This window comes from Polaribacter sp. HA6-7 (assembly GCF_055693625.1).
Genome location: NZ_CM146338.1, coordinates 375,659 through 390,955, shown reverse-complemented (window position 1 = coordinate 390,955; position 15,297 = coordinate 375,659). Strand labels below are relative to the sequence as shown.

The window sequence follows — 15,297 nt, the reverse complement described above, 5'->3', positions numbered from 1 at the left end:
TTTTAGTGTGAAAGGAACCTTATTATTAAGCTCTAAATCGCCAAATTTTAACACATTATTACATCAAAGTGAATATGATGCTTACAATTGGCAAAACGACTTTAGTAATGTAAACACTAGAGATTTAGGTTTTGATTTTGCTTCTAAATGGGGTAATGCCTCTTTAAACTTTACCAACATAGACAATTACACTTATTTTGATGAAGATAGCAAACCACAACAATTTGCAAATCAAATTACCTATCTTAAAGTAAAGGCTAACAGAGAGTTTAAGCTTGGTAAATTCGCTTTAGACAATACATTAATGTATCAAAATGTTACAAGCGGAAGTTCTGTTTTTAGAGTGCCAGAATTTGTTACTAGAAACACTTTTTATTACACAGATTATTGGTTTAAGGGTAAACCAATGTTGGTAAATATTGGTATTACTTTTAAATACTTTACAAAGTATAATGCAAATGCTTACAATCCGCTTTTAGCAGAATTTAGACTTCAGAATGAAGAACAAATAGGTTTTCCTACTTTTGATGTATTTTTTAATGCTCAAGTAAGAAGAACTCGTTTGTATTTAAAAGTTGACAATGCAACGTCTAGTTTTACCGATAAAAACTATTTTTCTGCACCTAATTATCCGTATAGAGACTTTACGGTTCGTTTTGGTTTGGTTTGGAATTGGTTTATTTAATATAAGTATTGATGAAAAGCCAACTTAAAAACAATTGGAAACTTTTTCTTTTAGCTAGTTTAACATTAGGTTTAGCTCCTTTTAATCCGCCACATATTTGGGGGAAATTACAATGGATTTTAGGTGGAAATGCATTTTCTTCTGATACGGGAATGCAAGCTAAAGATTGGTTTGACGTACTTTTACACGGAACACCGTGGATTTTATTGATAATTTCCGGTGTTTTAAATATTCCGAAGAAAAAATAGCTTTTCGTATTTTTAACGAAGTTGTAATTCCATTTTTGGTAATAATCTCCCTGGAATACTACTTTTTATGTTATCAATAACTTTAAAACCATATTTAGTATAAAATGCTTCTGCATTAGGATCTGATAAAACTTGTAGTCTTTTTGCCTTTTTAGAAATAGCTATTGCATGAAGTAATAATTGATGACCGATTCCTTTTTTAATATAATTTGGATCAATGAACAAAAACTCTAAAATATATACATCTAAATTAGAATTATTTAAAACGTAAAAACCTACAATTTTAGAATCCAATACATATTTACAAATGTAATTTTCATCAAAAATTTTAGGTGTAATTGTTAAGTCTTCTCTCCAAGCTTCTAAATCATCATTAGAATAACCCCAAACTGCTTTAGATTGCATTGCAATTTCTGATAACCTTCCAGCATCAGAAATAACAGCTTTTACAATCATGTTTTAAAGTCTATTTTTTAACTAATTGTTTAATTTTGATGTTAAATGCAGCAAATAACAACGTCATAAAAGGACTTAACCAATTAAAAATTGCAAAGAAAAAGTATTCTGCAACAGAAACACCCAAAACACCAGATTGATATGCACCACAGGTATTCCAAGGAATTAAAACAGATGTTACTGTACCAGAGTCTTCTAAAGTTCTACTTAAATTTTCCGGCGCTAAACCTTTTTCTTCATAAGCTTTTTTAAACATTTTACCAGGAACCACTATTGCTAAATATTGATCTGAAGCTGTAACATTTAAAGCCAAACAACTTGCTACTGTACTCGCAAAAAGTCCGAAAACAGAAGAAGCCAAACTCAATAACGCTTTGCTAATTCTAGACAAAGCACCTATTGCATCCATTACGCCACCAAAAACCATTGCACAAATTATTAACCAAATAGTTCCTAACATTCCGCTCATTCCGCCGGCAGTAAATAAATCATTTAACTCGGCACTTGTAGTTTCTACCGCAGAATCTACTGTAATAGCATTCATAACCCCTTTGTATGCAGAATTAAAAGAAAGCGTATCTGCACCTGCAACATTTAAAACAATTTCTGGTTGCGCTATAACCGCTACAACACCTGCTAAAAGTGTACCTACCAACAAAGCTATTAAAGGCTCTGTTTTTTTAACAATCATAAAAATTACAATTGCTGGCACAATAAAAAGCCACGGAGAAATATTAAAAGCTGCATCTATTGCCATTAACTTATCTGACACATCTCGGAGACCCTGTAGTTTCTATAGAAAAACCAATAATAATAAACACCAAAAGTGTTACCAAAATTGTTGGTACCGTTGTTAAAGACATGTATTTAATATGAGAAAACAAATCTCCACCAGCCATTGTTGGCGCCAAGTTTGTTGTATCTGATAATGGTGACATTTTATCACCAAAATAAGCACCCGATAATACAGCACCTGCAGTCATACCTGCAGAAATACCTAATGTGTTACCAATACCTATTAAAGCAATACCAACCGTTGCAGAGGTTGTCCAAGAACTACCTGTTGCAATAGAAATTATTGCACAAATTATTACAGAAGCTGCTAAAAATATAGTCGGATTTAAGATTTGTAATCCGTAATAAATCATAGAAGGAATAATACCACTTATTAACCAAGTTCCTGCCAAAGCACCAACCATTAATAAAATTAGAATAGCACCCGAAGTAGATTTTACATTCTCTGCAACCTCTTCTATCATTTGTTTGTAAGACACTTTATTTTTGAAACCAACTATAGCTGCAACTGCTGCACCTAATAATAATATAAATTGATTACTACCACTTAAAGCATCATCACCATACACATAAAAAACATTATAAAACAACATGCCCACCAAAGCAAAAACAGGTATTAAAGCTTCCCAAATATTGAGTTCTTTATTTTCTATAATGTTTTCGTCTTGAGGATTTGTTGGTTTGATATTTTGGCTTTCCATGTACTATAAATTTTGATGTGTAATGTTACGATTTTGTAAAGAATTACACAAATCTAAATTCTTGCTAAAACTGTAATTTAAAGCCTTTTTAAGATATTTTTTACTAATAAATTAAATTAGCTTTAATTACAGTTTACTATTTTAAAGAATTCGTTAAATATTTATAGAATACCAACTTCTTTCATACAGGTTTTCATCATTGCATATGTACGCTCGATATCATTATCTAAACCAATAGAAAAACGTATCAATCCATCCGACAATCCCATTTCTTTTTGTTCGTCTTCCGGTATTTCTGATGATGTAGAGCTACCTGGTGCAGAAAATAATGTTTTATAAAAACCTAAACTTACAGCCAAATACCCTAAGTTTTTGTGTTGCATCAACTCCATTAACTCATTCGCTTTTTCAAGAGAACTTGCATCAATAGTTAACATTCCACCAAAACCATATTCGGCATTCATCATAGACTTAAATAATTCATGTGACGGATGCGATTGTAAACCCGGATATACTGTTTTTAAGCCATCAGTCTCAAATTTATCAGCTAAAAAAGCAGCATTAAAGCTGTGTTGTTTCATTCTAATATGTAAAGTTCTTAAGTTTTTAAGAATAGAAGAAGCTCTTAAACTATCCATAGTAGAACCTAGTAACATGCTTGCGCCATCATTTACGTTTCGTAAATCGTTAATAAAATCTTGCGTACCACAAACTACGCCACCAACAGTATCTGAAGAACCATTGATAAATTTTGTTAAACTATGTACTACAACATCTGCACCTAGTTTAGCTGGAGATATTGATAACGGAGAAAATGTATTATCTACAACTAATTTTAAATTATACTTTTTTGCTAATGCAGATAAACCTTCGATATCTGCAACCTCTAAAAGCGGATTACTTATAGATTCACAGTACAAAACCTTTGTTTTATCTGTAATTGCAGCTTCTACAACATCTAGCTTAGTGATATCTACAAATGAAGTATCTATACCTAATCTTGGTGTAAAGTTCTTTAAAAAAGCATACGTTCCGCCATAAATTGTTCTACTTGAAACAATGTGTTCTCCGGAGCCAACTAACTGCAATAAAACAGGAGTGATTGCTCCCATTCCGGATGCTGCTACATTTGCAGTTTCTGTACCTTCCATAGCCGCTAAAGCTTCTCCTAAATACAAATTACTTGGTGTAGAATGTCGAGAATATAAATAACATCCGTCTGCATTTCCTTCGAAAGTATCGAACATCGTTTTTGCTGATAAGAATGTATAAGTAGATGAATCTGAAATTGAAGGGTTAACGCCTCCAAACTCTCCGAAATATTGTAAATCTTGAATTTTGTCTGCTGGATTGAATTTCATTTGTATAGTTTTATTTACACAAAAAGACGGTTTTTAAGAAATAAAAACAATGTAATCTTTAAAATTTAGATTTTTTTCTATTTTTAAATCAATTAGTAATTTTAATATCTAAAAAGAATTTAATTCATTTAAAATTTTAGAAAATTATATGTTAGACACGATAGACAAAAAACTTATAAATTTATTACAAGTAGATAGTAAACAAACTACCAAACAATTATCTTTACAACTAAACCTATCTATTACAGCTATTTATGAAAGAATAAAAAAACTAGAAAATCAAAATGTAATAGAAAAGTATGTTGCAATTGTAAATAAAAATAAAATTGATAAATCTTTTTTAGTGTTTTGCCATGTAAAATTAATTCAGCATTCTAAAGAATATGTGCATACTTTTGAAAATGAAATTTTAAAATTGGATGAAGTTTCCGAATGTTTTCATGTAAGTGGAGATTACGATTATATTTTAAAAATCTATGTTAAAGACATGGAAACTTATAGAAATTTTATGATAACAAAACTTACTGCTATCAAATACATTGGCAGTACACATAGTACTTTTGCAATCGAGCAAGTTAAAAATACAACAGCTATAAATTTATAAATATGCAGACTAAAAACTACAAACTATTAGAGCTATTAATTTTATTTTTAATGATTCCTATTAGTTTTGTTTTTAGTTATCATACTATTATTAAACTCACAATTGGTCTGCTTGGTTTTTTTTACATTTTGTACATTCTACTTAAAGTTGAAAACGTAAAATTAAAAATTTCGAAAAATATTGATTGGAGATTTTTTTGGAAATCAACCATGATAAAGCTGTTCTTGATAGCAATCATCACCTCTTTTTATGTTTACTTTACAGCTCCTAAAAACCTCTTTATAGTTGTTTTAAACAAACCACTTTTATGGATTTTAATACTGTTTTTTTATTCGGTTTTTTCTGTATATCCACAAGAATTACTTTACCGAAATTTCTTTTTTAAACGCTATCTAGAATTGTTTAAAAATGAGAAATTATTTCTTTATATAAATGCTTTTTTGTTTTCTCTTGCTCATTTACTATTTAAAAATACATTGGTTTTAATTTTAACTTTTATTGGAGGACTTCTATTTGCATACACCTTCAATAAAACAAAATCTACATTTTTAGTTAGTGTAGAACATAGTATTTATGGCTGCTGGCTATTTACTGTTGGCATGGGAAACATGTTAGGGTTTCCTTCTTAAAAAAACCATAAAAAAGAAAACCCAAAACTTTCGTTTTAGGCTTATATAATTAACTTTTTAGCTTAAATTTTTATTAAAACAATTTTTTCAGTTTGCTTTTTCACTAAATCACCATAAAACTTTTTTAAACTTTCGTAATACTGCGGAGATACAATTGCTGTATTAAATTGCATACTACTAATCGTACTAATTTTACCTGCATTCTCTTGAATCTGATATTTAAAAACTCCTAAATTATCTCGGTAAGCCAATCGCAAAACTTTCTCGGTACAGCTTCAACCTTATAACCTTCGGGTATTTTAATTGAAACTACATTTTTCACTTTCCATGGTGTTGTAAAATCAACCGGAAACTTTCTTTCTTCTAATTTAAAAGGATTTCTACGTTCTGTTAAAAATAATAATGGTTCTATATATAATTTACCATTTATACTTTCTATCAATCCGTCGCTATTAAATTTTATAGTTCTTGTAGGTATCTTATAAATGTTTTTATCATTTAAAATTTTAATATCTTCTATTTCTACATTTGTTTTTTGCTCTAAACCTGTTACAACAGCTTCTTCTGTTAAGTGATTGTGGTTTTTTCTATAAGTTAAAGCACTTAAATTACTAAACTTTGTTCTGTAAAGACCGCTAATCATTAAATCATCAGAAATATTAACCATTATATTATTATCTTCTGTTGCGTGTTTTGTTGTAGCTAATTTTACCCAAGATGAGTTACCATCTTTTGTGATTCTTCTACCATTCCAATTCAATGCTCTTCTAGGTAAAATATTTGGCGTACTATATGGCTCTGTAGCATCAAGTAAAACTATACCTCCGAATTTAGTTCTACAGCAGAAATAACATAATTAAAACCGTCTATTGTTGGAAAAAAGGCACTCCGTTTGCCCTTGTACTTACTAAAACAGGGTCTGCATTTAAGCCATAAGTACGCAACATAGATGTTAGCATTAAATTAATATCTGCAACATTACCTACTCTATCTTTAAAAGCTTTCCTTACACCTTTATCAGAATAAATACCATAATATTCATTCCATTTAACTCTTTGTTTAACAAAATTGTAAATATTCAATAATTTATCTACCTCTGTTTTACTTTCTGCTAAAATCTTATTTAAATCGTCTTTATAATAACTCGATTTTGACAACTCTCCTCCGAAGCTAGAAGATTTATAAATTTGCTTTGCGACTTGTTCCCAAGAGCTTGAGTAAGATTTAAAATCTCCACCGATACTAATAAAGTTTGTTTGAGTTAATTCGAATTTTAAACCAGATCGATAGTTTTTTACACTACTAACAAATGGTTCATCATTTTTTAAAGCCGGTATGTTTTCTTCCACGAAACTTGTAACTTCAATCTTATAATTGATATCTCCAATCTTGCCGTTTTTAGAAGTTTTAATTTGTTTTACAGGATAATAACCAATTGTATTTTTCTTAAAAATATAATATTCTGGGATTTCTACACTGTAATCTAGTTTTTTAACTGGTATATGATACTGCAGTTTTAAATCTGATATTGATTGTACATAAGGCGAATAAACTTTATATCTTAACTCTATTATAGACCCCTCTTTAACTTTAGGCATGCTAATCTTTTTAACACTTCTAAATTTGCTAATATTTTCTGTAAAAATACTTTTGGTAGATAACTTTTCTTTTTCAATTTTATTACCATTTAAATTAAAAGTATATCCTTTAATAGAACTTACAGATTCACTTTCTCCAGATTCCGGTTTATAATAAACAACTTCTTTGGTTGCCATGTTAAAGCCTTCTTTATTATAAACCTTTATTCTTTCATGAAACTCTGTTACCAATTGAAAACCATTATTAGTTATATAATCATAATAAGTTCTTCTTTTTTTAAAGAGATAGGCAGCATCTGCTGTAGAATCTAGAGGATAAAATTTTTCTTCTAGTTCTTCTTTACTCACTTTACCAAATTTATAATCTTGGGCAAGTATAGATAGTTGGGTTGTTAATAATAATAGTAGAGGTAATACTTTTTTCATTTTCATTAATTTTTATTTATTGCGATTCTTAAATTTTCATATTTGGCAATACTTCTTCTAAAAGTTCTGTAAGATTTATAATCTTCTTTAGAATAAGTACCTTCTTTTATAATTAGTGTTTTGTTATAGATAAAAGATTTTTCATTAATCTTTGTAAATGAAACTTTATACGTACCAAACTTTGAATTAATAATTTTCTCTGAAGGAAGCACGCTCAATACGTAATTTTCTCGCAAGGTTATTTTGTATGTGTCTTCGTCTTTATAGCCTCTATAAATTTTAAGTGGTAATTTTCTTTTTCGGTACCTTTTTGGCACATAATTATTTCTGTTGAATACATTTACTCTAAACAAATATTCAGATTGTGATGTAGATGCATAATTTTTTACATTTAAAATTATATCCTCTTCAAATATTATCTCTTTTTTATCATTCTTAAGCTTTACAGATTCTATGTCAGTGTTATTATTATAAGACCAAATATTAGATTTATAAGTTTTAATTAACTCTTCGTTCGTATAAGAATCAAAATGTTGTTTATCATCATATTGTAATCCTTTTGAAACAATATTTAATATAGCTTTTAAAGAACCATCTTTATTCAACTGAATATCAGCAGAAGTTACTTGTAAATTTTTTTCATCCTTATAAGAAGCTGTTCTTTTAATAACACCACCTTCTGGTGTTACAACTAGCACGTTTCGATCATGCGTAAAATCGCCTAAAAAACCAAAAGGCATATCTTGACTTGTACATTCTAACCAAACATCTTTATTTTTTGTAGGAATATTTAAAATCACATGATTTCCTTGTATAGATGTAAAATCTTTATCAATGTCTCTTTTCTCATCAGCATAAACAACCGTATAGTAAGATGTAACACCAGCAACATTTAACAAAGCCTTTGTGTAATTAGTTAAACCCTTACAATCACCATAACCGACTCGGTCTACTTCTTTCGCTGCTATTGGTTCCCAACCACCAATACCTACTTGTACACTTATGTATCTTGTTTTATTTTGCATATATTGATACACTAGTTTTGCCTTTTCTATAGGATCTTCGATATCTTTTACTAAGTTTTTAATTATTGTAACTGTACTTTGGTCTAACGCATCTCTACCTTTTAATAGCTTAGAATGCATCCATAACCCAAATTCTTGCCAATTCTTATAAGATCCTGGCACACCTTTTAAATAAAAATTATTTAATGCAATTAAGGCTTTTGGTAATATTTCTCTGTAATGAACTGTTGAATTTTCTTGTTTATAACCTGGTTGATTTTCTATTGTAAAAAGTATTTCAGAGTCATTTTCTAATTCTTTTACTGCAAAATCTTTAAAGTTTGTTTTTTTTGTTCTCCACGGAATTTTCTTTGGATTATTAATTTTATACGAACTTTTTTCGACTGAAACATAATAACCATTTATAGGTTGCCACCAAGGTATAAAACCCGTTGTTGATGTTTTATATTCTGATTCGAAAACAACTGTATAAGGATAAGATATTGGTGTATAATCTATGTATTTTACTCTAGAGTCTGAGTATAATGTACCGCCATCGACAGCACTTACATCTGTGAAATCTCTTTTTTTATACTTTTTGATTTCTGTACCATTAGCATCAAAAACTTTTACAGATAAATCTGTAATCTTTGTGTCTTCATCATAACCTTCTACTAATCTAGCATCTACATTACCTAATTTATTTAGAACGGTTACAACTTCTCTTTTTTGAACAGTCATTCTATCGAAATCTTCTATTGTAATTTCTATAGAATTATCTCTTACAACTGCATTTGCATTTTCTAATAAATTAACTGGTATAGATTGGTAAGAGTAATCAGTTTCTTGGGCCTTGATTATGTAAAAGGTAAAAAATAGGCAAATTAATGCCAGGTAAGAACTTTTTTTCATGCAACATTTTTTTATAGCGATGCAATATAAAAAGAAAACCCAAAACTTACGTTTTGGGTTTATAATTTTTTCGATTTAAAGTTTAAATCAAATTATGCTTTTGTGTTAACTGTAAAAGAAAACTCAATCATATCATCAATAAACTTATCTTTTAAGTTATCAAAGAATTTTTTAGAACCGTATTTTACATTAAAATCTGCTCTGTCTACATTAAATTTTTCACTTTTAAATGTTGTAACATTTCCTTCTGTAGTTAACGTAGCAGGTATTGTTATGCTTTTTGTAACATCTTTTACTGTTAAATTACCTGTTACAGCTAATTTACCTTCTGCTTCTTCTACATTAGTAATAACAAATTTAGACATTGGGTATGTTGCAACATCAAAAAAGTCTGGCGCAGATAAATGCCCAACTAACTTTGCACCGCTTTCTGCATCTAAATCTTCGTTTTTCATAGAAGACATATCAACAACAAAAGTACCACCAACTAACTTACCTTCTTCTACGTTTAAAGAACCTTCTTTTAACATAATTGTACCGTTGTGTGCACCTGTTGGCTTTGTACCTTTCCAAGTAATTACAGAACTAGCAACATCTACATTATTTAAATCTTGCGTAGCTTCTACTTTTACTTCTTCTTTAGCTTCTACTTTTTCTTTCTTTTCACTTTTACATGCAGTTAAAACTGATGCTACTAATACTAATGATAAAACTACTTTTTTCATATTACTTTAATTTAATTAGTTTAAAATATTTTCCATGGCAAATATACAACGCTTTTATTTTCCTTGGAAAGTATTTTTTACTTTTTTATAATAAAATTAACAACATGTGCTGCTGCTTGCAAACCAAACGCTGCAGGCATAAAGCTTATTGTACCATAGTAAGATTTCTTAAAGTTGGTTCCGTCTGTAATTTTCACACTCTCCGGAATTTGAACTTCATCAGAAAAAACAGCTTTAACACCCTTATCTACCTTTCTTTCTTTTAGTCGTTTTCTTAAAACTCTTGCCATTGTACAATTTTTAGTTTTAGAAATATCTTTTACCTTAATTTTAGTTGCATCTAATTTACCACCGGCGCCCATAGAAGAAATAATTTTAACTTTTTTTCTTCTAGCTGCTACAATTAAATTAACTTTTGGTGTAATACTATCTATACAATCTAATACATAATCAAAATCTTTAGATACAATTTCATAAGCTCTTTCTCGAGATAAAAATTCTTGCAAAACTGTTAGTTCTATAGTAGGATTGATATCTTTTAATCTTTCTGCTAAAACCGTTACTTTTGGTTTACCAATTGTAGAGTTTAAAGCTGGTAATTGTCTGTTTTTATTTGTTTCATCAAAAACATCACCATCTACAATTGTCATTTTATTTACACCTGCTCTAGCTATAAATTCTGCTGCATAAGAACCAACACCACCTAAACCAACTACTAAAATATTGGCATTTTTTAATTTTTCTAAACCTTCTTTTTGCACCAATAACTCTGTGCGCTCTAACCAACTCATTAAATAAATATATTTTTAAAATTTTGCTCTACTTGTTTTTGAAGTTCTGTTACTTCAATATTTTTAATTTCTGATGCTTTTTTGTAAACATCAAAAATAGTTACATCATTATTATCTGTTTCTAAAAGAATAGCGTTTAATGGCAATTTTTTAAAAACCTCTGCTACTTTATTTCTATTGATAATTGCCTTTCCAAAAGACAATATAATTCCGTTTTTAAGACAACTTTCTGCAAGTTGCAAACTTTTATTAAATCCGTGAAACATCCAAACCTGTGTAGGTTTTAATGTTTTTTTTAACTCAATTATTTCTTGATGTGCTTTAACACAATGAATTATTAACGGCTTTTTATATTTTTCTGACAATTGAATTTGCTTAACAAATACGTCTTTCTGAGTTTGAAAATCGACCTCTGTTAATTTATCTAAACCGCACTCTCCTATAGCTAAACAATTTTTATGCTGTATCTTTTCTTCTAAAACGTTAAATTGTGTAATAAGTGTTTTTACTTTAATAAACCAAGGATGAATACCAATTGAAAATCGATGCGAAAAATTTTCTGATACAGTATATTTATTTACAACAGACAAAACATTTTCTTCTTTAGAAAAAGTATGCGTATGTGCATCGAAATAATTCATCAAAACTATTCTTTGTTTTTAGAATCTATGATAATTGTAACTGGTCCATCATTTAAAAGTGCTACTTTCATGTCTGCACCAAACTCACCTGTTTGCACTTGTTTATCGATATTTTTCTGAAGAGTTTTTACAAAGTTTTCGTACAACGGAATTGCAACATTTGGTTTTGCCGCTTTAATATAACTTGGCCTATTTCCTTTTTTGGTCGAAGCATGTAAAGTAAACTGACTTACAACGATTACGTCGCCTTTAGCATCTAAAAGAGACTGATTCATTACACCGTTTTCATCATTAAAAATTCTAAGGTTTGTAATTTTACGCACTAACCAATCGATATCTTCTTGCGTGTCTTCGTTTACAATACCAACTAGAATTAAAAGTCCTTGGTTAATTGCTGCTACTTTAATTTTATTTATGGTTACACTTGCTTCTGTAACTCTTTGTATAACAACTTTCATAAGAATTTAAATTTTACAAAACAGCTATTCGTTGTCTTCTTCATTCCAAACATCTGTTCTAAAATGTTCTTTTTCTTCTTCTCCGTTTAATATTTGAAGATAACTTTTATAGCGAGACCACGAAATTTCTTCATTTTCTAGAGCATCTTTTACAGCACATTGCGGCTCTTTAGTATGTATACAATTGTTAAATTTACAATCTTGCTTTAATGCAAAAAATTCAGGAAAATAATCACCAAGTTCGTATTTGTCTATATCTACAACTCCAAAACCTTTAATTCCTGGTGTGTCTATAATTTTTGCATCGAAACTTAAATCGAACATTTCTGCAAATGTTGTAGTGTGTTTTCCTTGACTATGTTGATCGGAAATTTCTTTAGTTTTTAGGTCTAAAGTAGGTTCTACAGCATTTACTAATGTAGATTTACCAACACCAGAATGCCCAACAAACATAGATGTTTTACCTAGCATTAATTCTTTTACTTGATCTACATTTTTGTTTTCTGTTGCAGAAACCTCTATACAAGTATAACCAATTGCTTGGTAAATGTCTTTTAAGTATAAAATTTCTGCTCTTTCTTCTATTTTGTACGAATCTATTTTATTAAAAACCAAAACTGTATCTATTCTGTAAGCTCTTGTAGAAACCAAAAAACGATCTATAAAAGTTGTAAAAGTTGGCGGATTATTAATTGTAATTAACAAAAAAACCTGATCTACATTAGCGGCAATAATATGTGTTTGCTTAGAAAGATTCACAGATTTTCTAACAATAAAGTTGTCTCTGTCTAAAATCTTTTTAATTACACCTGTTTCTTCGTCTCCTTTTTTTCGATATCGAATACAACATTGTCTCCTACAGCAATAGGATTGGTGCTTTTAATTCCTTTGATTCTAAACTTTCCTTTGATTCTACATTTATAAAAATCTCCTTCTGTAGATTTTACTTGATACCAACTTCCTGTAGATTTGTATACGATTCCTGTCATTAATACAAAGATGCAGAATTTTAAATTAATTTAGTTATCAGTTCTTGTGATTTTCGAATTTATAAGATAATTGTATCGAGAACTTTAAGTTAAGTGTAAGTTTATGATCTTTATTTTTAAATACTGAAGAATTTTAGATTGAATAAATCCATAAAAAAATCCTTCAAGTTTTTATGCTCGAAGGATTTTAATTTTTATGAACTTACTTTTATAGTTTGCGCTACGCGTTAAGGATTGAGTGGTTTGTTTGAGCTCTTTTTTGTTTTTTCTACAAAAAAAGCGAGTAACGAAAGCCTGACCCTTGTGGTAACGCCCAAAAACTATCCTTTAATAATTTTTTCTTGATGATTGATAGATTCTTGATGAATTGCTTTAAACATTTTTAAAACAAACTCTTCACTTAATCCTTTACTTTCACCTTCTAAAATCATGTTTCCTAAGATTTCGTTCCATCGTTTCGATTGTAAAACTGCAACGTTTTTATCTTTCTTTAAAGCACCAATTTGATCTGCAATTTTCATTCTTTTTCCTAAAGTTTCTACCAACTGGTTATCTACCACGTTAATTTGCGCTCTTAGGTTATCTAAACTGCTTTTGTATTCTGCTTCTGTGTTTGTTTCTTTTCTAATTTTTAGATCTTCCATGATTTGCTTTAACTTCGTTGGTGTAACTTGTTGTGCAGCATCTGACCATGCGTTATCTGGATCGAAATGTGTTTCTATCATTAAACCATCGAAGTTTAAATCTAAGGCAGTTTGAGAAACATCAAAAATCATTTCTCTGTTACCTGTAATATGAGATGGATCGCAAATTAATGGTAAATCTGGAAATTTATTTTGAAACTCGATAGCAATTTGCCATTCGGAACATTTCTATATTTTGTTTTTTCGTATGTAGAAAAACCTCTATGAATTGCTCCTAAATTTTTAATATCTGCTGTATATAAACGCTCGATACCACCTAACCATAAAGCCAAATCGGGTTTATCGGGTTTTTTACTAAAACAATTTTATCTGTACCGTGTAACGCATCTGCAATTTCTTGCATAATAAATGGTGATACAGCTGTTCTTGCACCAATCCAAAGTAAATCTACATCATGCTCTATGGCTAATTTACAGTGCGCTGCATTGGCAACTTCTGTACAGGTTTTCATGCCTGTTTGTTCTTTTACTTTTTTAAGCCAACCTAAACCTAATGCACCAACACCTTCAAAATTTCCTGGTCTTGTTCTAGGTTTCCAAATTCCTGCTCTATAATAGTTTACATCAGAATCTTTTAATTCGTGTGCGATTTTTAAAACCTGTTCTTCGGTTTCTGCACTACAAGGCCCTGCTATTACTAGTGGATGATCTAGTTTCATATCATCCAACCATGTTCTTAATTCTTTTGTATTCTTCATTGTTCTACTTGTTTTGGCTCTTATTTTATGCCGTTTAAAATTTGTTTTATATAATTTGTATTCTCCATTTCGTTAAAAATTTCAGAGAAATTATCTTGTTGCATCAATTCTTTAAATTTTTGTAAATTATTGATGTATTCTTCTAACGTTTCTATTACGTTTTCTTTGTTTTGTTTAAAAATTGGTGCCCACATTGCTGGCGAACTTTTTGCCAAACGCACTGTTGATGCAAAACCGGAACCTGCCATATCAAAAATATCGCGCTCGTTTTTTTCTTTATTTATTACTGTTTTACCTAACATAAATGCGCTAATGTGAGATAAGTGCGAAACATACGCAATATGCTTGTCATGCGAAACAGGATCCATGTAACGAATACGCATTCCAATAGCTCTAAAAAGGTCTAATGCTTTTTCTTGCAATTTAAAAGTTGTTTTTTCTACCTCGCAAATAATGTTCGTTTTCCCTTTGTATAAGCCGTAAATTGCTGCTGATGGCCCTGAATTTTCTGTTCCTGCAATTGGGTGTGCTGCTAAAAATTTCTTCTTTTAGGATGATGTTCAACCACTTTACAAATTGCTTCTTTTGTTGAGCCTGCATCTACAACCAACGTATTATCAGAAATTTTATCTAAAATTGTTGGTAATAATTTTACAGTAGCATCTACCGGAATCGACACAATTACCAAATCGGCATTTTCTAAATTATCTAAAGTTGCTTTTTCTTCTATTACACCTAATTTTAGAGCTTCGTCTAAATGGTTTTCATTGGCATCAATACCGAAAATTTTAACTTCTGGATTGTTATTTTTTATATCGACAGCAAAACTACCGCCAATTAAACCAATACCAATCATGTATATATTTTTCATAA

The 15,297-nt window shown here is 29.7% G+C and carries 14 protein-coding genes and 4 pseudogenes; 4 read left to right on the top strand and 14 right to left on the bottom strand.

Annotated features, from left to right (window positions below):
• Positions 1-7: 7 nt before the first annotated feature.
• Both ACZ1HD_RS02260 and ACZ1HD_RS02255 read left to right on the top strand, forming a co-directional pair.
• Positions 8-685, top strand: a complete 678-nt coding sequence (locus ACZ1HD_RS02260) for a putative porin (RefSeq protein ID WP_472688533.1) — start codon at positions 8-10, stop codon at positions 683-685.
• Between the two features lie 11 nt (positions 686-696).
• Complete coding sequence (locus ACZ1HD_RS02255) at positions 697-933, top strand: hypothetical protein (RefSeq protein WP_077811017.1); 237 nt, start codon at positions 697-699, stop codon at positions 931-933.
• A gap of 12 nt (positions 934-945) precedes the next feature.
• Here ACZ1HD_RS02255 and ACZ1HD_RS02250 read toward each other — a convergent pair whose 3' ends face one another.
• The 3 genes and pseudogenes from ACZ1HD_RS02250 to ACZ1HD_RS02240 form a co-directional block, all read right to left on the bottom strand.
• Positions 946-1,389, bottom strand: a complete 444-nt coding sequence (locus tag ACZ1HD_RS02250; RefSeq protein ID WP_472688532.1) for a GNAT family N-acetyltransferase — start codon at positions 1,387-1,389, stop codon at positions 946-948.
• 10 nt (positions 1,390-1,399) lie between these two features.
• A pseudogene (gene nhaC / locus ACZ1HD_RS02245) lies at positions 1,400-2,885 on the bottom strand (Na+/H+ antiporter NhaC).
• Between the two features lie 161 nt (positions 2,886-3,046).
• Complete coding sequence (locus ACZ1HD_RS02240) at positions 3,047-4,246, bottom strand: aminotransferase class I/II-fold pyridoxal phosphate-dependent enzyme (RefSeq protein ID WP_472688531.1); 1,200 nt, start codon at positions 4,244-4,246, stop codon at positions 3,047-3,049.
• 148 nt (positions 4,247-4,394) lie between these two features.
• Between ACZ1HD_RS02240 and ACZ1HD_RS02235 the strand changes: the two genes are divergently transcribed.
• Both ACZ1HD_RS02235 and ACZ1HD_RS02230 read left to right on the top strand, forming a co-directional pair.
• Positions 4,395-4,850, top strand: a complete 456-nt coding sequence (locus ACZ1HD_RS02235; RefSeq protein ID WP_472688530.1) for an Lrp/AsnC family transcriptional regulator — start codon at positions 4,395-4,397, stop codon at positions 4,848-4,850.
• 50 nt (positions 4,851-4,900) lie between these two features.
• Positions 4,901-5,479, top strand: coding sequence for a CPBP family intramembrane glutamic endopeptidase (locus ACZ1HD_RS02230; RefSeq protein ID WP_472688529.1), 579 nt, complete (start codon positions 4,901-4,903; stop codon positions 5,477-5,479).
• 62 nt (positions 5,480-5,541) lie between these two features.
• Here ACZ1HD_RS02230 and ACZ1HD_RS02225 read toward each other — a convergent pair whose 3' ends face one another.
• From ACZ1HD_RS02225 to ACZ1HD_RS02175, 11 genes and pseudogenes are all read right to left on the bottom strand, one after another.
• A complete protein-coding gene (locus ACZ1HD_RS02225) occupies positions 5,542-5,730 on the bottom strand; it encodes a hypothetical protein (protein ID WP_472688528.1) in 189 nt (62 codons plus the stop codon).
• Positions 5,709-6,239, bottom strand: a complete 531-nt coding sequence (locus ACZ1HD_RS02220) for a hypothetical protein (protein WP_472688527.1) — start codon at positions 6,237-6,239, stop codon at positions 5,709-5,711. Before ACZ1HD_RS02220 ends, ACZ1HD_RS02225 begins: the two co-directional genes overlap by 22 nt.
• A gap of 106 nt (positions 6,240-6,345) precedes the next feature.
• Positions 6,346-7,503, bottom strand: a complete 1,158-nt coding sequence (locus ACZ1HD_RS02215; protein WP_472688526.1) for a DUF3857 domain-containing protein — start codon at positions 7,501-7,503, stop codon at positions 6,346-6,348.
• Positions 7,504-7,508: 5 nt separating this feature from the next.
• Positions 7,509-9,419: a DUF3857 domain-containing protein gene (locus ACZ1HD_RS02210; RefSeq protein WP_472688525.1), complete on the bottom strand. Its 1,911-nt coding sequence runs from the start codon at positions 9,417-9,419 to the stop codon at positions 7,509-7,511.
• Positions 9,420-9,511: 92 nt separating this feature from the next.
• Positions 9,512-10,144 (bottom strand): YceI family protein, encoded by a 633-nt coding sequence (locus ACZ1HD_RS02205; RefSeq protein WP_472688524.1) that lies wholly within the window; start codon positions 10,142-10,144, stop codon positions 9,512-9,514.
• Between the two features lie 77 nt (positions 10,145-10,221).
• Positions 10,222-10,935: a tRNA threonylcarbamoyladenosine dehydratase gene (locus tag ACZ1HD_RS02200; protein ID WP_472688523.1), complete on the bottom strand. Its 714-nt coding sequence runs from the start codon at positions 10,933-10,935 to the stop codon at positions 10,222-10,224.
• Positions 10,935-11,576, bottom strand: coding sequence for a TatD family hydrolase (locus tag ACZ1HD_RS02195; RefSeq protein WP_472688522.1), 642 nt, complete (start codon positions 11,574-11,576; stop codon positions 10,935-10,937). Before ACZ1HD_RS02195 ends, ACZ1HD_RS02200 begins: the two co-directional genes overlap by 1 nt.
• A gap of 5 nt (positions 11,577-11,581) precedes the next feature.
• Positions 11,582-12,034, bottom strand: a complete 453-nt coding sequence (dtd, locus tag ACZ1HD_RS02190; RefSeq protein ID WP_472688521.1) for a D-aminoacyl-tRNA deacylase — start codon at positions 12,032-12,034, stop codon at positions 11,582-11,584.
• Between the two features lie 24 nt (positions 12,035-12,058).
• Positions 12,059-13,023, bottom strand: a pseudogene (gene rsgA / locus ACZ1HD_RS02185) (ribosome small subunit-dependent GTPase A).
• Positions 13,024-13,343: 320 nt separating this feature from the next.
• Positions 13,344-14,424 (bottom strand): annotated as a pseudogene (locus ACZ1HD_RS02180) (chorismate mutase).
• A 20-nt stretch (positions 14,425-14,444) separates the two neighbouring features.
• Positions 14,445-15,295 (bottom strand): annotated as a pseudogene (locus ACZ1HD_RS02175) (prephenate dehydrogenase).
• Positions 15,296-15,297: the final 2 nt, after the last annotated feature.